15 protein-coding genes, 1 other RNA gene and 1 pseudogene are annotated in these 16,573 nt (G+C 42.2%); 10 read left to right on the top strand and 7 right to left on the bottom strand.

Going from position 1 to position 16,573, the window contains the following annotated elements:
* Nucleotides 1-97: 97 nt before the first annotated feature.
* The gene (locus L3D27_RS05685) at nucleotides 98-1,162 is read right to left on the bottom strand and encodes a sulfate ABC transporter substrate-binding protein (protein ID WP_432480583.1); all 1,065 of its coding nucleotides are present in this window, start codon (nucleotides 1,160-1,162) and stop codon (nucleotides 98-100) included.
* Between the two features lie 315 nt (nucleotides 1,163-1,477).
* On the opposite strand from L3D27_RS05685, the gene L3D27_RS05680 reads away from it, so the two are divergent.
* The 7 genes from L3D27_RS05680 to rpiA all read left to right on the top strand — a co-directional run bounded on the left by L3D27_RS05680 (nucleotide 1,478) and on the right by rpiA (nucleotide 6,757).
* A complete protein-coding gene (locus L3D27_RS05680) occupies nucleotides 1,478-2,149 on the top strand; it encodes an alpha/beta hydrolase (protein ID WP_284672804.1) in 672 nt (223 codons plus the stop codon).
* 71 nt (nucleotides 2,150-2,220) lie between these two features.
* Entirely contained in the window at nucleotides 2,221-3,321 is a 1,101-nt protein-coding gene (gene zapE, locus L3D27_RS05675; protein ID WP_284672803.1) for a cell division protein ZapE, read from the top strand.
* Nucleotides 3,322-3,344: 23 nt separating this feature from the next.
* Nucleotides 3,345-3,926 (top strand): nitroreductase family protein, encoded by a 582-nt coding sequence (locus L3D27_RS05670; RefSeq protein ID WP_432480582.1) that lies wholly within the window; start codon nucleotides 3,345-3,347, stop codon nucleotides 3,924-3,926.
* Nucleotides 3,927-3,979: 53 nt separating this feature from the next.
* The gene (locus L3D27_RS05665) at nucleotides 3,980-5,302 is read left to right on the top strand and encodes an NAD(P)H-dependent glycerol-3-phosphate dehydrogenase (RefSeq protein ID WP_284672801.1); all 1,323 of its coding nucleotides are present in this window, start codon (nucleotides 3,980-3,982) and stop codon (nucleotides 5,300-5,302) included.
* Nucleotides 5,302-5,799 (top strand): SixA phosphatase family protein, encoded by a 498-nt coding sequence (locus L3D27_RS05660; protein WP_432480581.1) that lies wholly within the window; start codon nucleotides 5,302-5,304, stop codon nucleotides 5,797-5,799. Before L3D27_RS05665 ends, L3D27_RS05660 begins: the two co-directional genes overlap by 1 nt.
* A gap of 82 nt (nucleotides 5,800-5,881) precedes the next feature.
* An RNA gene (gene ffs / locus L3D27_RS05655) (signal recognition particle sRNA small type) lies at nucleotides 5,882-5,978 on the top strand.
* A 113-nt stretch (nucleotides 5,979-6,091) separates the two neighbouring features.
* On the top strand, nucleotides 6,092-6,757 hold the full coding sequence (gene rpiA / locus L3D27_RS05650; RefSeq protein WP_432480580.1) for a ribose-5-phosphate isomerase RpiA: 666 nt from the start codon (nucleotides 6,092-6,094) through the stop codon (nucleotides 6,755-6,757).
* Nucleotides 6,758-6,993: 236 nt separating this feature from the next.
* Here rpiA and L3D27_RS05645 read toward each other — a convergent pair whose 3' ends face one another.
* The 3 genes from L3D27_RS05645 to L3D27_RS05635 all read right to left on the bottom strand — a co-directional run bounded on the left by L3D27_RS05645 (nucleotide 6,994) and on the right by L3D27_RS05635 (nucleotide 10,163).
* A complete protein-coding gene (locus L3D27_RS05645) occupies nucleotides 6,994-8,562 on the bottom strand; it encodes a phospholipase D-like domain-containing protein (RefSeq protein ID WP_432480579.1) in 1,569 nt (522 codons plus the stop codon).
* Nucleotides 8,563-8,787: 225 nt separating this feature from the next.
* The gene (locus L3D27_RS05640; RefSeq protein WP_432480578.1) at nucleotides 8,788-9,954 is read right to left on the bottom strand and encodes an aspartate aminotransferase family protein; all 1,167 of its coding nucleotides are present in this window, start codon (nucleotides 9,952-9,954) and stop codon (nucleotides 8,788-8,790) included.
* 14 nt (nucleotides 9,955-9,968) lie between these two features.
* Complete coding sequence (locus L3D27_RS05635; protein WP_284672796.1) at nucleotides 9,969-10,163, bottom strand: DNA gyrase inhibitor YacG; 195 nt, start codon at nucleotides 10,161-10,163, stop codon at nucleotides 9,969-9,971.
* Nucleotides 10,164-10,599: 436 nt separating this feature from the next.
* Between L3D27_RS05635 and L3D27_RS05630 the strand changes: the two are divergent.
* The 3 genes and pseudogenes from L3D27_RS05630 (at nucleotide 10,600) to L3D27_RS05620 (ending at nucleotide 12,731) form a co-directional block, all read left to right on the top strand.
* Nucleotides 10,600-12,101, top strand: a pseudogene (locus tag L3D27_RS05630) (DUF3360 family protein).
* 171 nt (nucleotides 12,102-12,272) lie between these two features.
* Nucleotides 12,273-12,395 carry a hypothetical protein gene (locus L3D27_RS05625; RefSeq protein WP_432480577.1) on the top strand — a complete coding sequence of 41 codons (123 nt, stop codon included), beginning with the start codon at nucleotides 12,273-12,275 and terminating at the stop codon, nucleotides 12,393-12,395.
* A 165-nt stretch (nucleotides 12,396-12,560) separates the two neighbouring features.
* Complete coding sequence (locus L3D27_RS05620; RefSeq protein WP_373627227.1) at nucleotides 12,561-12,731, top strand: hypothetical protein; 171 nt, start codon at nucleotides 12,561-12,563, stop codon at nucleotides 12,729-12,731.
* A 57-nt stretch (nucleotides 12,732-12,788) separates the two neighbouring features.
* Here L3D27_RS05620 and L3D27_RS05615 read toward each other — a convergent pair whose 3' ends face one another.
* The 3 genes from L3D27_RS05615 to aspS are packed head-to-tail and all read right to left on the bottom strand — an operon-like array spanning nucleotide 12,789 to nucleotide 16,273.
* Nucleotides 12,789-13,541 (bottom strand): glycosyltransferase, encoded by a 753-nt coding sequence (locus L3D27_RS05615; RefSeq protein WP_432480576.1) that lies wholly within the window; start codon nucleotides 13,539-13,541, stop codon nucleotides 12,789-12,791.
* Nucleotides 13,538-14,464 carry a lysophospholipid acyltransferase family protein gene (locus tag L3D27_RS05610; RefSeq protein WP_284672789.1) on the bottom strand — a complete coding sequence of 309 codons (927 nt, stop codon included), beginning with the start codon at nucleotides 14,462-14,464 and terminating at the stop codon, nucleotides 13,538-13,540. Before L3D27_RS05610 ends, L3D27_RS05615 begins: the two co-directional genes overlap by 4 nt.
* A 12-nt stretch (nucleotides 14,465-14,476) precedes the next feature.
* Nucleotides 14,477-16,273, bottom strand: coding sequence for an aspartate--tRNA ligase (aspS, locus tag L3D27_RS05605; RefSeq protein WP_284672788.1), 1,797 nt, complete (start codon nucleotides 16,271-16,273; stop codon nucleotides 14,477-14,479).
* Between the last annotated feature and the right edge of the window lie 300 nt (nucleotides 16,274-16,573).

Raw genomic sequence — 16,573 nt, 5'->3', positions numbered from 1 at the left:
ACATTTGACAAACTCAAGATACTGATGAGCTTAGGCGGTCTAAAAAAAGATAAGCTCACCATAAAAAGCGAGCTTGTCATCAGCGTATTGGGGCTAATTATTTATTGGTTTTGACCACTTCGCCTGTAGCACCGACTGCCAATTTGTCATAAATACCGCCTTCTTTAAAGTAGGTATCCATAATAAATTTCCAATCGCCAAACACATCATTTGGGAAAAAAGTCTGCATGGTTGGGAATCTATCTTGATATTTAGCCAAAATATCGGGGTTGCTTGGGCGTAAGAAGTATTTCACTGCAAGCTCTTGACCTGCATCGCTGTATAGGTAGTTTAGGTACTCTTTGGCGACTTCAGTTGTGCCTTTCTTTTCAGCGATGGCATTGACGACCGCCACAGGGTTTTCGGCATTGACGGTGTAGCTTGGATAGATGATTTGCACATTGCCGAATTTTTCTTTGATGACATTAGCTTCGTTTTCAAAGGTGATGAGTACATCGCCAATTTGTCGCTGGGCAAAAGTTGTGGTCGCTGCTCGTCCGCCATTATCAAATACTTTGACATTACTCAACAGACCCTTAACAAGCTCTTGGGTCTTGACTTCGTCTTTATTAAAGGTGTGCAAACCATAGCCATAAGCACCTAAAAAGGCATAACGACCATTACCTGTAGTTTTTGGGTTGGCGATGACGATTTCTTTGCCTTGTGTGGCTAGGTCTGGCCAGTCTTTAATGCCCTTAGGGTTGCCATCTCGTACAATAAAGACAATGGTACTGGTAAATGGAATAGCGTTATTTGGGAAATTTTGACGCCATTTGCTATCAACAAGCTGACTGTCAGCAAGTAGCTCAACATCAGAGCCTTGATTCATGGTAACCACATCAGCTTCAAGACCGTTTTTAACCGATAGGGCTTGTTTGCTAGAACCGCCGTGAGATTGCTTGATATCAATGCTAGCATTGGGATTGATGCTCTTGTAATGCTCAATAAACAAGGGATTATAGTCTTTATAAAAATCTCTTGCCACATCATAAGAGACATTCAAAAGCTCAATCTTGGTGTCTGTTGTCTTAGCGGTAGTGTTTTCTTTGTCTTGATTGCTACCGCAGGCGGTTAGGGTAAGGGTGGCAATGGTAAGCGTTAGGGGGAGTAGTTGTTTTTTCATGAATTGTTCCAATTTGTTAAACAGGTAAATCATTATATGATAGTTGCGTGCAAATGATTAAGTGCAAAAATACAAATTATTATTCCATTTTAGAATTAGTGGACTAATAAGAGATGGTAATACACTTATTTATTTGGAGCATAATGAGTTTTTAATAAAGAGTGGGTTATTTTTGATTTTATACTGCTTTTTTGGGTACTTAACAGATTTTTAGCTGAAAAAAGGAAATGGCAAAGCCAGACGAGCTTAAAACTTAGATAAATGCACCATAACCAAAACTGTGTTATAATGTGAGGATTTAGGAAAATTTTTATCATGAATAACGAGACCACCTTAATAGATGCACCCCATGGCGTATTAGAAGTAGATGCTATATGGCAAAAGGGATACCGACAACCGACAGATACGCTTGCTTTACTATGCCACCCAAATCCAATAGATGGCGGTACGATGATGAACAAGGTGGTAAGCACCATGTATCGATTTTGTCGTGATGCTAATATGGATGTGGTGCGTTTTAATTATCGTGGCGTAGGTCGCTCATCAGGTGTATCAGAATATGGCGATGGCGAATTTATGGATGCACAGACGGTATTAAAATGGGCGATGAGCCGTACGAATGCTAGAGTGCTTTGGCTTGGTGGTTTTTCTTTTGGGGGCTTTATTGCTTGTCGTATGGCGGATTTGCTTGATGAGCATCAGCGGACGGGCGGTGTCTTTGAGTCATTACGCCTTGATAATCTGGCTTTAATTGCCCCATCGGTTGTGCGTAATGATGCAAGTCGTCTGACGATTAACGCTGGTCATGCCTTTGTTATTTATGGTGATAACGATGGGCTTGTTGCACCTGCTTTGTTACATCAATTTGCTGTTCATCGTGGCTTTAATCAGGCGATTATTGCAGGTGCTGGTCATCTTTTTCATGGCAAGCTGACCGACCTAAAGCAAGCCTTAATCCAAAATACCAAACCATCTAAGTTGTATTAAGTCATGAGTATGTACAATATTTTGGGTTTTATATTTTATCTATCATTGCAAGTTAAGTTTTAAGGATAATCATGAGCAATCAAACGCCCCTTGAGCGTTATCATGCGGCATTGGCAACAGGTAATTTTAGCGAAGATGAAGTGCAACGCCAAGCCATGACCTATTTGGATAACCTATATCACGAGCTTATTACGGCTGATGGTGCTACCAAGCAAGGGTTTTTTGCTAGCTTATTTAAATCTAAGCCAACCCCCCCAAAAGGGCTTTATATGTGGGGTGGTGTCGGTCGTGGTAAAACATGGATGATGGATATGTTTTATGAAAGTTTGCCCATCAAACGCAAGATGCGTATGCATTTTCATCACTTCATGCAGCGTGTACAGTCTGAACTGGTCAAGCTACAAGGGCAGACCGATCCATTGCAGAAGGTGGCAGACATCATTCATTCAGAAGCAGTCGTCATCTGTTTTGATGAATTCTTTGTTTCTAATGTATCTGATGCGATGATCTTAGGAGATTTATTTACCATGCTATTTGAGCGTGGCATCACTTTGGTGGCGACATCAAACATTGAGCCATCAGGGCTGTACAAGAACGGCATTCATCGTAACCGCTTTTTACCTGCCATTGCTCAAGTTGAGAAAAATAATACCGTCATGAATATTGACATCGGCGTTGATTATCGTTTAAGGTTATTAAAACAGGCCAAACTATACAGTTATCCTTTGACGGACGACACCAAAGACTGGCTATCTGAGCGATTTGATTCCTTGTCGGCAGGACAATCGATCACAACCGCTCCCATTGTGGTGGCAGGGCGTGAGATAGAGATTGTTAAGCGAACCGAAACTATTTTGTTGGCTGATTTTCGTGCTTTGTGTATGCAGCCTCGCTCTGCAGCGGATTTTATTGAGATTGCCAATGATTTTGATACGGTGATGGTGGACAATGTTCCTGCTTTGACAGATACACTGATGGATCCTGTCAGACGCTTTATTTATTTGGTGGATGAATTTTATGACCGCCGTGTCAAACTGTTGGTGCGTGCCGATCAATCCATCTTGGAGTTATATCAAGGGCAAAAACTTGCCTTTGAGATTGAACGCACTCGTTCACGCCTACTTGAGATGCAGTCAGAAGATTATCTTGCCGAAGAGCATCGTGTGGAATAATATGAATGCAACAAGGATAAGTAATGAAATACGATACCCTAATCAACCCCATCACTGATGTCATGCACGCTCGCCGTAGCATTGGCAAACTCATCTTACCCATGCCAAGCGATGATGAGCTTGCCCATGTCTTACGGGCGGCTGTAACCGCTCCTGACCATATGCAACTAAAGCCTTGGCGTCTGACCGTGATGACAGGTGATGCATTGGTGGCGTTTGGTCGGGCGTTGCTACAGGCAGGTGAAGAAGCATCTAAAGAGCCACTTGATGATACTGCCAAGCAAAAACTATTAAATATGCCACTAAGAGCACCAATGATCATCACGGTTGCTACCGATATCAAAAAACATGAAAAGGTGCCATCTTTTGAGCAGTTACTAAGTACAGGAGCATTGGTTCAAAATATGTTGCTTGCTTTTGAGTCGTTGGGTTATCGTACCGTATGGCGTACAGGTCCGCTTTGTAATGAACCTGCTGTTAAGGCGTATTTTAAGGTGTCGGATAAAGATATGATTTGTGGTTTTGTGTATGTGGGTTCTAGTGATATTAAAGTGCCTGCTCGAGAAGCCATTGATTTTGATGAATTGACTGAGTTTAGACATTGATGTTTATGTGCTTATGGCTGTTGCCATTACTACCACAAATAAAGGCTTAATTTATGAAATTACCAAAACCAATAAGCGGCACAGCGGTAAAACAAATTGTCAATGCGGCAAGTAGTGGCATTGATGATGCAATACATGCCATCAAAGATGTAGGCCTTGAAAATACACCCATCATCGCAAATATTGCACAATTAGCACGGCTTGGCAAGAAAAAGAATCTAACAGCACCAATAGATGAACAAAAAACATCTCGCACCAATGCCTTAAGACTGGTGTTTTTAGGGGGTGGTAGTTTTGGTACGGCGATGGCGAACATGGCGGCACGCAACGGCTGTGATGCTACGCTATGGGTGCGTGATAAGGCTGCGGTCAAGGCAATGAAAAAAACCCGCATCAACAAAAAATACCTACCTAATCATAAGCTAGACGATGCTTTAAAATTCAGCCATGACCTAGAATCTGTGGTCAAGGGTAAAGATATTATCTTTGTGGCAGTGCCAAGCTCGGCATTTCGTGAGATGCTGACACAAATCAAGCCGTTCATCACACATCAAGCAGTGATATCCTTGACCAAAGGAATGGAAAAACAGACCTTTGCCATGATGAGCGATATTATTCAACAAGTGCTACCACAGGTCAATTATGGTGTGATGAGTGGTCCAAATTTAGCCCTTGAAATCATGGACAATATGCCATCAGCGACTGTCATCGCATCACCATCAGAGCTGTTGCGTACAGCGGTGCAAGAGGCATTGCATAGTGCATTTTTTCGGGTGTTTGCATCTGATGATGTTAAGGGTGTGGAGCTTGGCGGCACCTTAAAAAACATTTATGCCATTGCCATGGGTATGGCAGCTGCCTATGATGTGGGCGATAACACTAGAGCCATGTTATTAACTCGTGCATTGGCGGAGATGAGCCGATTTGGGGTGGCGATGGGAGCTAATCCTTTGACCTTCTTGGGGTTGTCAGGTGTTGGCGATCTGTATGCAACCTGTAATTCAGTGCTGAGTCGTAACTATCGTATTGGCAATATGTTGGGCAAAGGAACAAGTTTGAATAATGCCGCAAAAAAACTCGGACAAACTGCAGAAGGGGTGAATACCATCTTGCAAGTGCATGAGCGTGCTAAAGCAATGGGTGTGTATATGCCCATCACGCACGCTCTGCATGCCGTATTATATGAAGATAAAGCTCCGCTGGGTGTGGCGTTGAACTTGATGGAGACAGGCTTTAGAAGTGATGTGGAGTTTGTCATGCCACATGATGAGAGTAATCAGCGATTAAGCCAAGAGTTTAGTGAAGTGCTAAGAACCAGTAAAGATGCCAAACCAAGCACGCTAAGTGGTATTGATAAAGAAGCAGAAGACAAGTGATGACAATGAAATTAATTTTTGTTCGACATGGACAGGCTGTGCCACATCATGATGATGCAGGGCGTGATTTAACTGATTTTGGCAGACGGCAAGCCAAGCAAACGGCAGAGTTTTTGGTCAGTGAAGGTTTGATTGATGTTATTATTACAAGCCCTTATAATCGTGCCAACCAAACTGCGAGCATTATTTTTGATGAGCTTGTGGTAGCAGGTCAAGAGCCTGATTTTATCACGGTCAATCGCATCACCCCTGATGACAATCCAAAGATTGGAATAAATGATATTGAGTACGCCCTTCGTCATAAATATGGTACCCAGATGAACGGTTTAACCGTTGCCATCGTATGCCATATGCCAATTGTGGCACACATGACAGCAATCCTTGAAGGGGATTGTCCTAGTCATTTTGAACTGGCAGAATGCCGAGTGTTACAAGCAGAAATCATTGCAGAAGGGCTAGCACATCAGATAAGAAGATTTGTGCCGATACAGCCTTAATGATTTGTATGTTATTTTGACTTAAAAAATTTAAAATCCCCTTGCATATTTTAAATTATTAAGTATAATAATGGCTTGGCTTCATCGGTAGCTTCGCAACTATGTACTATGAACCCCGCCAGGACCGGAAGGTAGCAACGGTAGTAGATACAAAGTGTGCCGAAGATGTGCTGATGAAGTCATTTTTTTATTTAAAATTAAGCTAAGTTTATGATTTTATTCGTTACTTTTTAATGAGTTAAAATCTTATGGCTACTTACCAAGCATTTATTTTTTATCCAATAGGTGTGATATGACGATAGTCGACCCCAAGCTGGCACAAAAACAAGCTGCTGCCAAAGCTGCCCTAAACTATATTCAAGATGGTATGATTTTAGGCGTGGGTACAGGCAGTACGGTAAATTGCTTAATTGAGCTTTTGCCACAAGTCAAACTAAAAGGTGCGGTATCGTCATCTAGGGTTACCGAAGAAAAACTTGCGGCACTCGGTATTGAGATTTTTGATTTAAATACGGTTGGCGAGCTTGATTTGTACATTGATGGTGCAGATGAAATTGATGCTCAGGGTAACATGATTAAAGGTGGTGGCGGTGCTTTGACTCGTGAGAAGATTGTCGCTGCTGCTTCTAAGTCGTTTGTGTGCATGGTTGATGAGTCAAAAATTGTACAAAAGCTGGGTAAATTCCCCGTTGCCATAGAAGTGTTGCCACAGGCTCGTTCCTATGTCGCCAGAGAGCTTGTCAAGTTGGGTGGCGACCCTGTATATCGTGAAGGTTTTGTTACTGATTATGGTAATGTCATTTTAGATACTTATGATTTGGATATTGTATCACCAGTACAGCTAGAAGAAGCGTTAAACAACATTGTTGGTGTGGTCTGTAACGGCATATTTGCCCACCAATCTGCCAACATCATGCTAAAAGCATCAGATGCGAGCGTTGAGACCGTCAGCTTCTAACCAATCAAAAGATACTTTTAGTAAAGAAATTCCCAAATAACAAAAAAACCCGTTTTGATGGGTTTTTTGTTATTTAAGGGCTAAGCATAAGCATTCACTTGATTGGTATAGCATTGAGTGGGGCATTTTCTGCATTATTGATGAGTGATAAAGGTGTTATAATTTAAACTTGCCTTACTTTCCCTTCCAATAGACCATCAAGAACTAACAACAAAACCGCTTTTATTAGAATGACATCATAATAACCAGTCTATTGGCATTATTGCCATCAATGCCACGCCTGCTCGGTCTTTTAGGCTCATGTTGGGTTCATTGGTATAAACAGTGTATTTACCATCTTCTAAGGTGTGCCACTCTAGCGTATTTTGTTTGGTCAGTACAACTTTATAGGCTTGGTTTAGGATTTTTTGATTTTGTAGGGCGTTATGCAGCTGCATTGCCAATCTTTCATCATAAATCAGCACACCAAGCTCGGTGTTAATGTTTGCCGAGCGAGGGTCAATATTGTATGAGCCGATAAATACCTGCTCATCATCGATGGCAAAGGCTTTGGCGTGTAAACTGGTTGTGGTGATTTGTTTGGTACGCCAAAATTTATTGTCATTCTGTTTGGTATTGATGGCAGTGGATTTTATTTCATACAGATTAATCCCTGCTGCAAGTAAATCGTGTCGCCAATGTCCATACCCTGCATGTACTACCCCTACATCGGAGGCATCAAAAGAATTGGTCAAAATGTTAATTTTTACACCACTTCTTGCCAATCGTCTAAGCGTTAGCACCCCATCTTTGGTGGGTACAAAGTATGATGAGATGATACTGATGCGTTTATTGGGATGACCGAGCTTATGTTGTAGTAAACTGACCAAATGCTCGTCCAGTGATGCACTTTTATCTAGCTTGCCCACATCATCAACCAAAAATTCAATGTCAGCCCAACGAAAAGCAATGGTCTGGGTAAATGGGTTTGTGCGGGAATTGGTGTCATCGGTCATATCATCTTCAATGAGGTCAAACAGCTTTTTTGGCGAAGGTTTGACCAGTGTGCGTATGTCATAGCTTAATGGCGATGACCAATATTGCTCAAAACTTTGATTGATGTCTTTCACCACAGAACCTGCTAGTAGCACATCTAAGTCGGCAAAGTTGTTATTTTTGTGATGATTTAGGTATTCGTTGCCAATATTGCGACCGCCGATGATACTAAGCTCATTATCAAAAGTCATGCTTTTGTTGTGCATACGGCGATTGATTCGAGTAGGGTTGGTCAAAAAGTCGATGGCTTTGAATCGGCGATGAGCAAAAGGATTGCTAAGTCTGACGGCGACATTGGGGTGTTGATCAAATGCCAGTAGTAACTCATCAAGCGTAGGCGAGCTATTAAAGTCATCAAGCAATAGCCGTACAACGACCCCACACTCTGCCGCCTGCCATAACTCCTTTATCATTTTGCGTCCTGCTTTATCATTGTGCCAAATGTAATATTGGATATCAATGGTAGATCTTGCCATCTTGGTCAATGAGCTACGAGCATCTAGGGCATCTGCACCTGTGGCTATCGGATAGTAGCCTGATGGTGGGTTATTTTGCTGATAATTGATAAGGTGTTTAAAAGTGCTATGTGGCGTTGAATGACCACTGTCAGTATTTGCCAAAAAGGTTGGTTGACGGCTATGTGCTTTTTGGGTGAGTTGGGTGCTTTTATTCAGGTGAGCGTTGCTTGGCAGGGTTTGGCAGGCGGTCATACTCACGCTAAGAGTAAGTAGCGATACCAACGAGCAGATGGAAAAACTAGAATTGAGCATGGCAGGTCTGGCTATCTGGTGGCTATAAAATTGCCTATACTATAAAAAATATTTCAGCACTGATGAATAAGTATTGTAAATACAAAAAAGGCCAAAATCAATTTGTTGTTTATTTCGCTGTTATCTTGGGGTGTACTGACGATTGATTTGAATAAAACTGTGCAAAAAAGAGCAAGGCACACCCCAAAAGCTGACTGTGGGTTGTGGCTGACTTGATTGCACGACTTAAGATAAAAGCGTTGTTAATAGCAATTCTAGCTTGGCTATTAACAAGGTGGTGTCAGCATCGCTTAGGTTAAGGGCGGGCAGTAGGCGTATGACATTGTCACCAGTAACATTGATGATGAGTTGGTGGTCATCTCGTGCGATGTCTACCAACTGACTACAATCAATGCCATCTGGCAAGACGATGCCAATCATCATGCCAAGACCTCGCAGTTGTACGCCTTGATGAGAGAATTTTTTGTTGATGGCACATCTGATGGCATCGCCTTGTTTTTTGGCATTGTCAAGTACGGCATCGGTCAGCTCATCATACACAGCACAGACAATACGGCTACCAAGTGGCGTGCCACCATAAGTAGAGCCATGCGAACCATACCCAAAAAGTCCAACAGCACGACCTGCCACCATGCACGCACCCACAGGAAAGCCATTGCCTAGACCTTTTGCGGTGGTCAGAACATCAGGGCGGATACTGGTGTATTGATAAGCAAAATATTTGCCTGTACGACCATTGCCTGTTTGCACTTCATCAAGCATCAACAGCCAGTTGTTACGCTCACAGATACTAGACAATGCCTCAAGATAACCATCAGGTGGCGTATGCAACCCTCCTTCACCTTGAATTGGTTCAACCAATACCGCACAAATATCCTTATCATCGCTTAGGGCAGATACGGCAGCAGCATCGCCAAATGGCACACGAATAAAGTCATCTTCTAGGGTATAAAATCCTTCTCGTGCTTTGGGGTTGGCAGTGGCAGTAACGGTCAGTAAAGTGCGACCATGAAAGGCATTGGTCATGACGATTATTTTTGGTCGTGTTTTGCCCTGTTGATGGGCGTATAAGCGAGCCAGTTTTAAGGCACATTCGTTGGCTTCCGCCCCAGAGTTGCCAAAAAACACCTGCTCCATGCCTGCTTTTTTGCATAGAATATCTGCTGCTTTTTCTTGCCATGGAACGCCAAATAAATTGCTGGTATGAATGAGTGTATCAGCTTGTTCTTTAATGGCGTTGGAGATGGTAGGGTGGCAATGCCCAAGTCCGCATACAGCAATGCCTGTCAATGCGTCCAGATAACGCTTGCCATGATCATCGTACAAATAAGACCCTTCGCCACGCACAAAATTGACTGGTTGTCGGGCATAGGTGGGCATAAGATGACTCATAAAAAAACTCCTGTCTAGGCATTTGGACTGTGATGTTCTATTTCTTCGCTAAATGGGGTGTCTGCTGTGGGGATTTTGTAGTTTTCTGATGCCCACTCGCCAAGGTCGATAAGCTGACAGCGTTTGGAGCAAAAAGGTTTGACTGGATTATCTGCCCATGTTGTGAGTGTCTTACAGGTGGGGCAGGGGTAGGTGGTGGTGATTGCCATGATGCTTATTGATTGAAAAAATAATGATGATTTATTGTACCATAAATGATGGAATTGTTATGTTTTGACGATGATTTATTTGCAAATTTTTTAATCATTATAAAAATAGTGCATGACAGATGAATAAAACCAATATATAATCATGCCCGAACATGGATGACGCTGTATTTGTGGATCAAATACTTTTAAATGTATTTCAAAAAATGAACAAATTTCCGAGCAGATTTGTCTGTTCGGCTTTGAGTATTTTTAGTCATCTAGGTTTGGTTATTTTTAGAAATGTGTTTTAAAAAATGCACAATACAGTAGCTTCTATGCTCATTGTAAACAACCAGTGGTGTTTAAGCGTGTTTTTTCGGCATCAAGGCTGATGGAAAAAATGAATCTTAAATGCCGTTAGTCATCACAATGTTAAGGAGTATGTATTGTGAGTGATATGATTGATAATTCAGTGGCAAACAATGGTCAGTCAAGCGACTTGGGCAATAAAAGTTATGCCGAGCTATATAGACCAAGCTCTAATTTTGCCACACGCAACGAATATCTAAACCACGAACTGCAAATCATGCAGCCAAAACGCTGGAAAATTAACCTGCCGTTTCGTGATTATCGTTTTGAGTTGGAGGATACCATTCCTGCAATTGCTGCCACCATCGGTAAAATCGTTATGGTGGGGGGCGATGGCGGCGGCATTTGCTACGCCTTTGGGACTATCCGATGCTTTCATTCTTGAGAATGTTCGCTATGAGATGTTAATTGCGGCATTTTTTGTCCTGATTCTTTCAGGTTTTATCCTACCTACTTCAAATCTACCTGGTACACATGGACCACTCATTCCGCTCATTCCTATCGTTGTCGCCGCAGGTGGACATCCGCTAGCATTTGGTGTATTGATGGGAGTGTTTGGCATTGCTCTTGCCTTGTGTAAGGGTGGTAGCCTTATGGCACGCCTAACCAGTAAGCGTGGCGGGCGGCTTACTCTTGTATCTGGGTTTTGTTGGTACGATAGGACAGGTAAAAGCAATGATTGCATGGGTGGATAAAATTGGTTTACCGCACATCGCCTTTATTATCATTGTAGCAACCATTGTTATGTATGCTTTGCTTGAGCATTGGCAAAAACGCTGGTTGGCTGTACCGATTGGCTGTGCCATTGCAGGTGGGTTGGCGTTCGCCTTGGGTGCACCTTTGAATTTAATACCGACCCAGGACTACCACCATTAAACCCAATGTACTGGTGGGGTGAAGATACAGGTTGGACATTGGGTCTGTCAGATTTGAAGGCGTATATCGTTGCTTTCCCATTTGCGGTGTTGGCAGTTGCTATGTGGTCGCCTGACTTTTTGGGTCATCAAGTATTCCAAAAAATTAGCTATCCACCACGCTCAGAACGCACTTACATGAATATTGACGATACGATGATTTCCTGTTCAGTGCGTCAAGCAGTTGGCTCAGCGTTGGGCGGTGCAAATTTTACCTCATCGTGGGGTACTTATATTGTGCCAGCTGCCATTGCCAAGCGTCCAATCCCTGCAGGTGCAATTTTAACCGTTGTATTTTGTATTGTAGCGGCGATTTGGGGTTATCCCCGATGGATTTGGCGGTTTTTGGCAACCTGTACTAAGCACAGCGTTGATTGTGGCGGTATTCGTACCTTTGTTAGAAGCAGGTATGGAAATGACTCGTAAGGGCAAGACAACGCAATCTGCTGCCATTGTGGTGTTTGCATCAGCGTTGGTAAACCCTGTTTTTGGTTGGTCTTTAACCATGATGTTAGATAACTTAGGTCTTATTGGTGATAAACAACGCAGCCGTGAACTTGGTTTTTCTGGGCGTGTGATGATTCCGCTGATTGGCTTTGTTGTCTTATGTCTTGCGATGGGTGCTGTTAGTATGTTTCCAGGCGTTGAAGCGTTCTTGCCTCAGTTTAGAGTATAAGACTGCCAAATTGGGCATGAACAACAAATCCAAATACCCAATAAACCAACTGATACAACACGAAATAAATATTAGGTTGTATTAAGTGGTCGGTTTTTAAAGACTTGATTGGACTAAGTTTCTGCACTTAACAGAGCTTAGTCCTTTTAGTTTGGCTTTTGTAGTGCTATTTTGAATATACTTGCCAACGCCATGACGAACTGGCGAGAGCTTCTAGTATTTGATTTGTTGTCTGATAATGACACTCAAACCTTATCCTGTATTTATCATGAATCATGTTTTAAGAATGTCTGACTGCTAGCATGGTTTGAGATTGGTTAATTTTTTTGAATAAATCATGAAAAGATTCATTCAAATTGGCAAAAAAAAGTAAAAAAATCTTAACAAATACTTGAAAAATCTATACTGATTGTTATAATTACGCCCTATTTTATTTCTTGTAGGCAAAAGGGGCTAGATATGGTGGAGCGAGACGAACAAACTACTTTTAACATGCGTGTTGATAAGAATTTGATTGAGCAATTTAAACAAGCAGCACGAGATAATAACCGTACTGCAAGCCAGTTGTTGCGTGATTGCATGATTGAATATGTCAAGAAAAATCGGCAAGGCGATATGTTCAAACGCTAATAAATAAAAAGCACCTAATAGGTGCTTTTTTAGTTTGATTGCTACAATTGATGGGTCTTATTGCCATGCTTGCTTAATCCAATCGCTTGGCAATACATGGCGATACCATTTACCACCACCACCTGCGATGGCATCAGGCGGATTGATCTCGCCATGAAAGATGATGATTTTGGCATCTTTTGGCTTAACAGGTGGCTTAAAATACGCCAAAGGAATTTTTTGTAGGCAGTGATATTTGTAACTCACACACCACGATTCATCCCAATACTCTAAATGATAATGTTCTCTTAGGTAGTTAGATAAAAACGCCTGTTCATGGCGAACTTCCGAGCGGATTTTTTCAAAGTTTTGTTCAAAATATGCCAGTAGGTTGGGGTAAGTATTTTGTCCCACCTTAAAGCGATAAACTGAGCTATTACCAACCATTCGCCATGGTTTTTTCCAGTCTCGGATAATCATCACACTGTCATCATGTTGTGATTGATGTATAAAGAAACAATCAATATTATCAACAATGACAATATCAATATCTAAAAATAGTGCCGTACCTTTTAAGCCGTATAAATCAGGCTTAAATGTGGTGAGCTTTTTCCAGCCACGCTCAGGAATATTGCTCGGTAGATTCAGCTCAGGTATGGGGTAGCAGACGACTTCCGAGCGTATGCCTGTGCTGTCATCAGTTAGACAAACGAAAGTAAAGGGTAGGGTCATGTTACGCTGTACCATATTGTACAGTCTGTTTACATAGTCAGCACCGTATTTATTGCCCCATTTCATACAGATGATGTAATTGGTATTGGCTGTACTCATGTCCTATCCTTATTATTCTGTGTAGCATGATAAGAAAGTATTCGTTGGTGTAGCTCACTTTCATCAAGCAAGTAGGGATTGTTCTCAAAGGATGTAAACTTAAAACGGCGATAGCCCCACATATAATGAGTAAAATGCTCATCAATCATGCCTTGCATGGCATCGTTTAACGCTTGGGTAGCTATATTGATGTCTGGGTCATATAATTTCGGGTCGAATAAGTTGTGGCAATGAACCTCAAACCCATTGCCATCATCGCAGCGTACACAGCTTAATCCAACCAAAGCACAACCTGTTTTTTGGGCAAGTTTAGGGGCAAGCGTACCAGTTAGCGTAGGTATGCCAAAAAAAGGCACAATTACGCCACCTGATGGGTCAGGGACATGGTCGGGCAAGATGATACTAAATCCACCTTGTTTTAGCACCCTAAATATTGCTTTGACGCCTGTACTGTCTGTTGGCACAAGTGTGGCGTTAAGACGCTGTCGTCCTTCACGGATGAAGTTGTCGATTGCTTTTTGTTTGACAGGTTTATACATGATGACAGGTTGACCAAACTGATTGATCCATGCGTTCATCATTTCCCAAGTACCAATGTGCGGTACTATGGCAAGCATACCGTTGGGGTGATTTAAGCCATCTTGTAGTATATCCAAACGATGTACGGACTTAATTTGACTGACTGACCACTCTGTTGGCATTGCCCAGCTTTTTAGGCTGTCTGCGGTGCTGATGAGCTGATTAAAAAGCAGTTGCTTAGCCATTGCTTTTCGTTGCTCATTAGACAGTAGTGGTCTGGTTATCAGTAAATTCTTGCGAATACTGCGATAGATGCTTGCATCAATCAGTAGTGCCAAGCAAGCGATGGCTCGTGCCAAAGTCCTAAGTAAGGACAATGGCACAAACCGAATCAACCTCAACATCCAAATGATGCCTTATTCTGCACTTTTTTGTTCACGGATGCGAAGACCTAGCTCACGCAGCTGTTTGCTTTCTACAGCAGCAGGGGCTTGGGTAAGTGGACATTCAGCTGTTTTGGTCTTTGGAAATGCGATGACATCACGAATTGATGATGAGCCTGTCATTAGCATGATAAGGCGGTCAAGACCGAATGCCAAACCACCGTGTGGCGGTGCACCATATTTTAGAGCATTGAGTAGGAATGAGAATTTTTCTTCAGCTTCCTCTTCGCTGATACCCAATGCTTCAAAAATTGCTTTTTGCATTTCAAGTGTGTAGATACGCAGTGAGCCACCACCGATTTCAGTACCATTTAGCACCATGTCATAAGCGACAGACAGTGCTTCACCTGGGTTGTTTTTCACTTCCTCAACGCTTGATTTTGGCAAGGTGAATGGATGGTGAACTGAAGTCCATTTGCCATCATCGGTCTCTTCAAACATTGGGAAATCAACCACCCATAACGGTGCCCATTCACAAGTTAATAAATTAAGGTCATGGCCGAGCTTGACACGCAACGCACCCATTGCATCATTGACAACTTTAGCCTTATCTGCACCAAAGAAAATTAAATCGCCAGACTGTGCACCTGTACGCTCAATCAGTTCTGTCAATACCTCATCAGTCATGTTCTTAATGATGGGTGATTGTAGTCCTGACTCTTTGTCTACGCCATTGTTGATATTGCTTGCGTCATTGACTTTAATGTATGCTAAGCCTTTAGCACCATAGATACCAACAAATTTGGTGTACTCATCGATTTGTTTACGACTGATCTCGGCACCGTTTGGCACACGCAAGGCAACCACACGACCTTTGGGGTCTTGGGCTGGGGCGGAGAATACTTTGAACTCAACATTTTGCATGATGTCAGCAACATCAACAAGTTTTAGTGGAATGCGTAAGTCTGGCTTGTCAGAAGCATAATCACGCATTGCCTCGCTGTATGGCATACGGATGAATTTGTCAAACTTCACGCCCAACAACTCATCAAATAGTTTGACAGTCATACCTTCCATCAAGTCCATGATGTCATTATCGTCTAGGAATGAAGTTTCGATATCAATCTGGGTAAACTCTGGCTGACGGTCTGCACGCAAGTCCTCATCACGGAAGCATTTGGCGATTTGATAGTAACGATCAACGCCGCCAACCATCAACAGTTGTTTAAATAGCTGGGGTGATTGTGGCAAAGCATAAAACTCGCCATTGGAGACACGACTCGGCACTAGATAATCCCTTGCACCCTCTGGAGTGGCACGAGTTAAAATTGGCGTTTCAACATCCAAAAAGCCATGCTCATCTAAATAGTTACGAATAAGATTGGTAACTTTTGAGCGAAAACGCAGGCGGTCTAACATCTCTGGACGGCGAATGTCCAAAAAGCGATATTTTAGGCGTAACTCTTCTGATACATTGATGTTGTCATCGTTTAATGGAAAAGGTGGGGTGTCTGCTTTGGCAAGCAATTCAATCTCTTTACCCAGTAATTCTACTTGACCGCTGGTCATGTTGCTGTTTTCTGTGCCTTCATAACGACGACGAACACGACCTGTAATTTTTAGCAGGTATTCAGAACGAGCTGAGTCAGCGGTTGAAAAAGCTTCAGGCGTATCTGGGTCAATCACGACTTGTAGTAGACCCTCACGGTCTCGCATGTCCAAAAAGATAACCCCACCGTGGTCTCGACGGCGATGCACCCAGCCTGCGATGGTAATGGTTTGGTCAATGAGTTCTTCGGTAACAAGACCGCAATAATGGCTACGCATCATAAATAAATTGCCTTAAATAAAGTAGAAACTATAAATCCAATAAATATGCTTTTGGGATTTTAACAAAAATAGACCAAAAAGTTAATCCCAAATTGATTAAAAATTGTGAATTTTACAAAATGGGACGGCTTTGACAATAAAAAAGAGCCTTAGAATGAAAAAAGATAAAGTAAAAGGCGTTGTGTTAATGGTTGTCATGATACTTGTGATGCACCTAACTGCCAAAATCTTAACATATAAATGAACTTTATATTTAACTGAAGTGGACTGTTGACGAGTTGGTATAAACGGTAATTCTTT

It is taken from the genome of Moraxella sp. ZY200743 (genome assembly GCF_050885545.1).
GTDB lineage: Bacteria > Pseudomonadota > Gammaproteobacteria > Pseudomonadales > Moraxellaceae > Moraxella > Moraxella haemolytica.
Note: the sequence above shows the minus strand (reverse complement) of the source record. Positions and strands in the feature narration are given on the sequence as shown.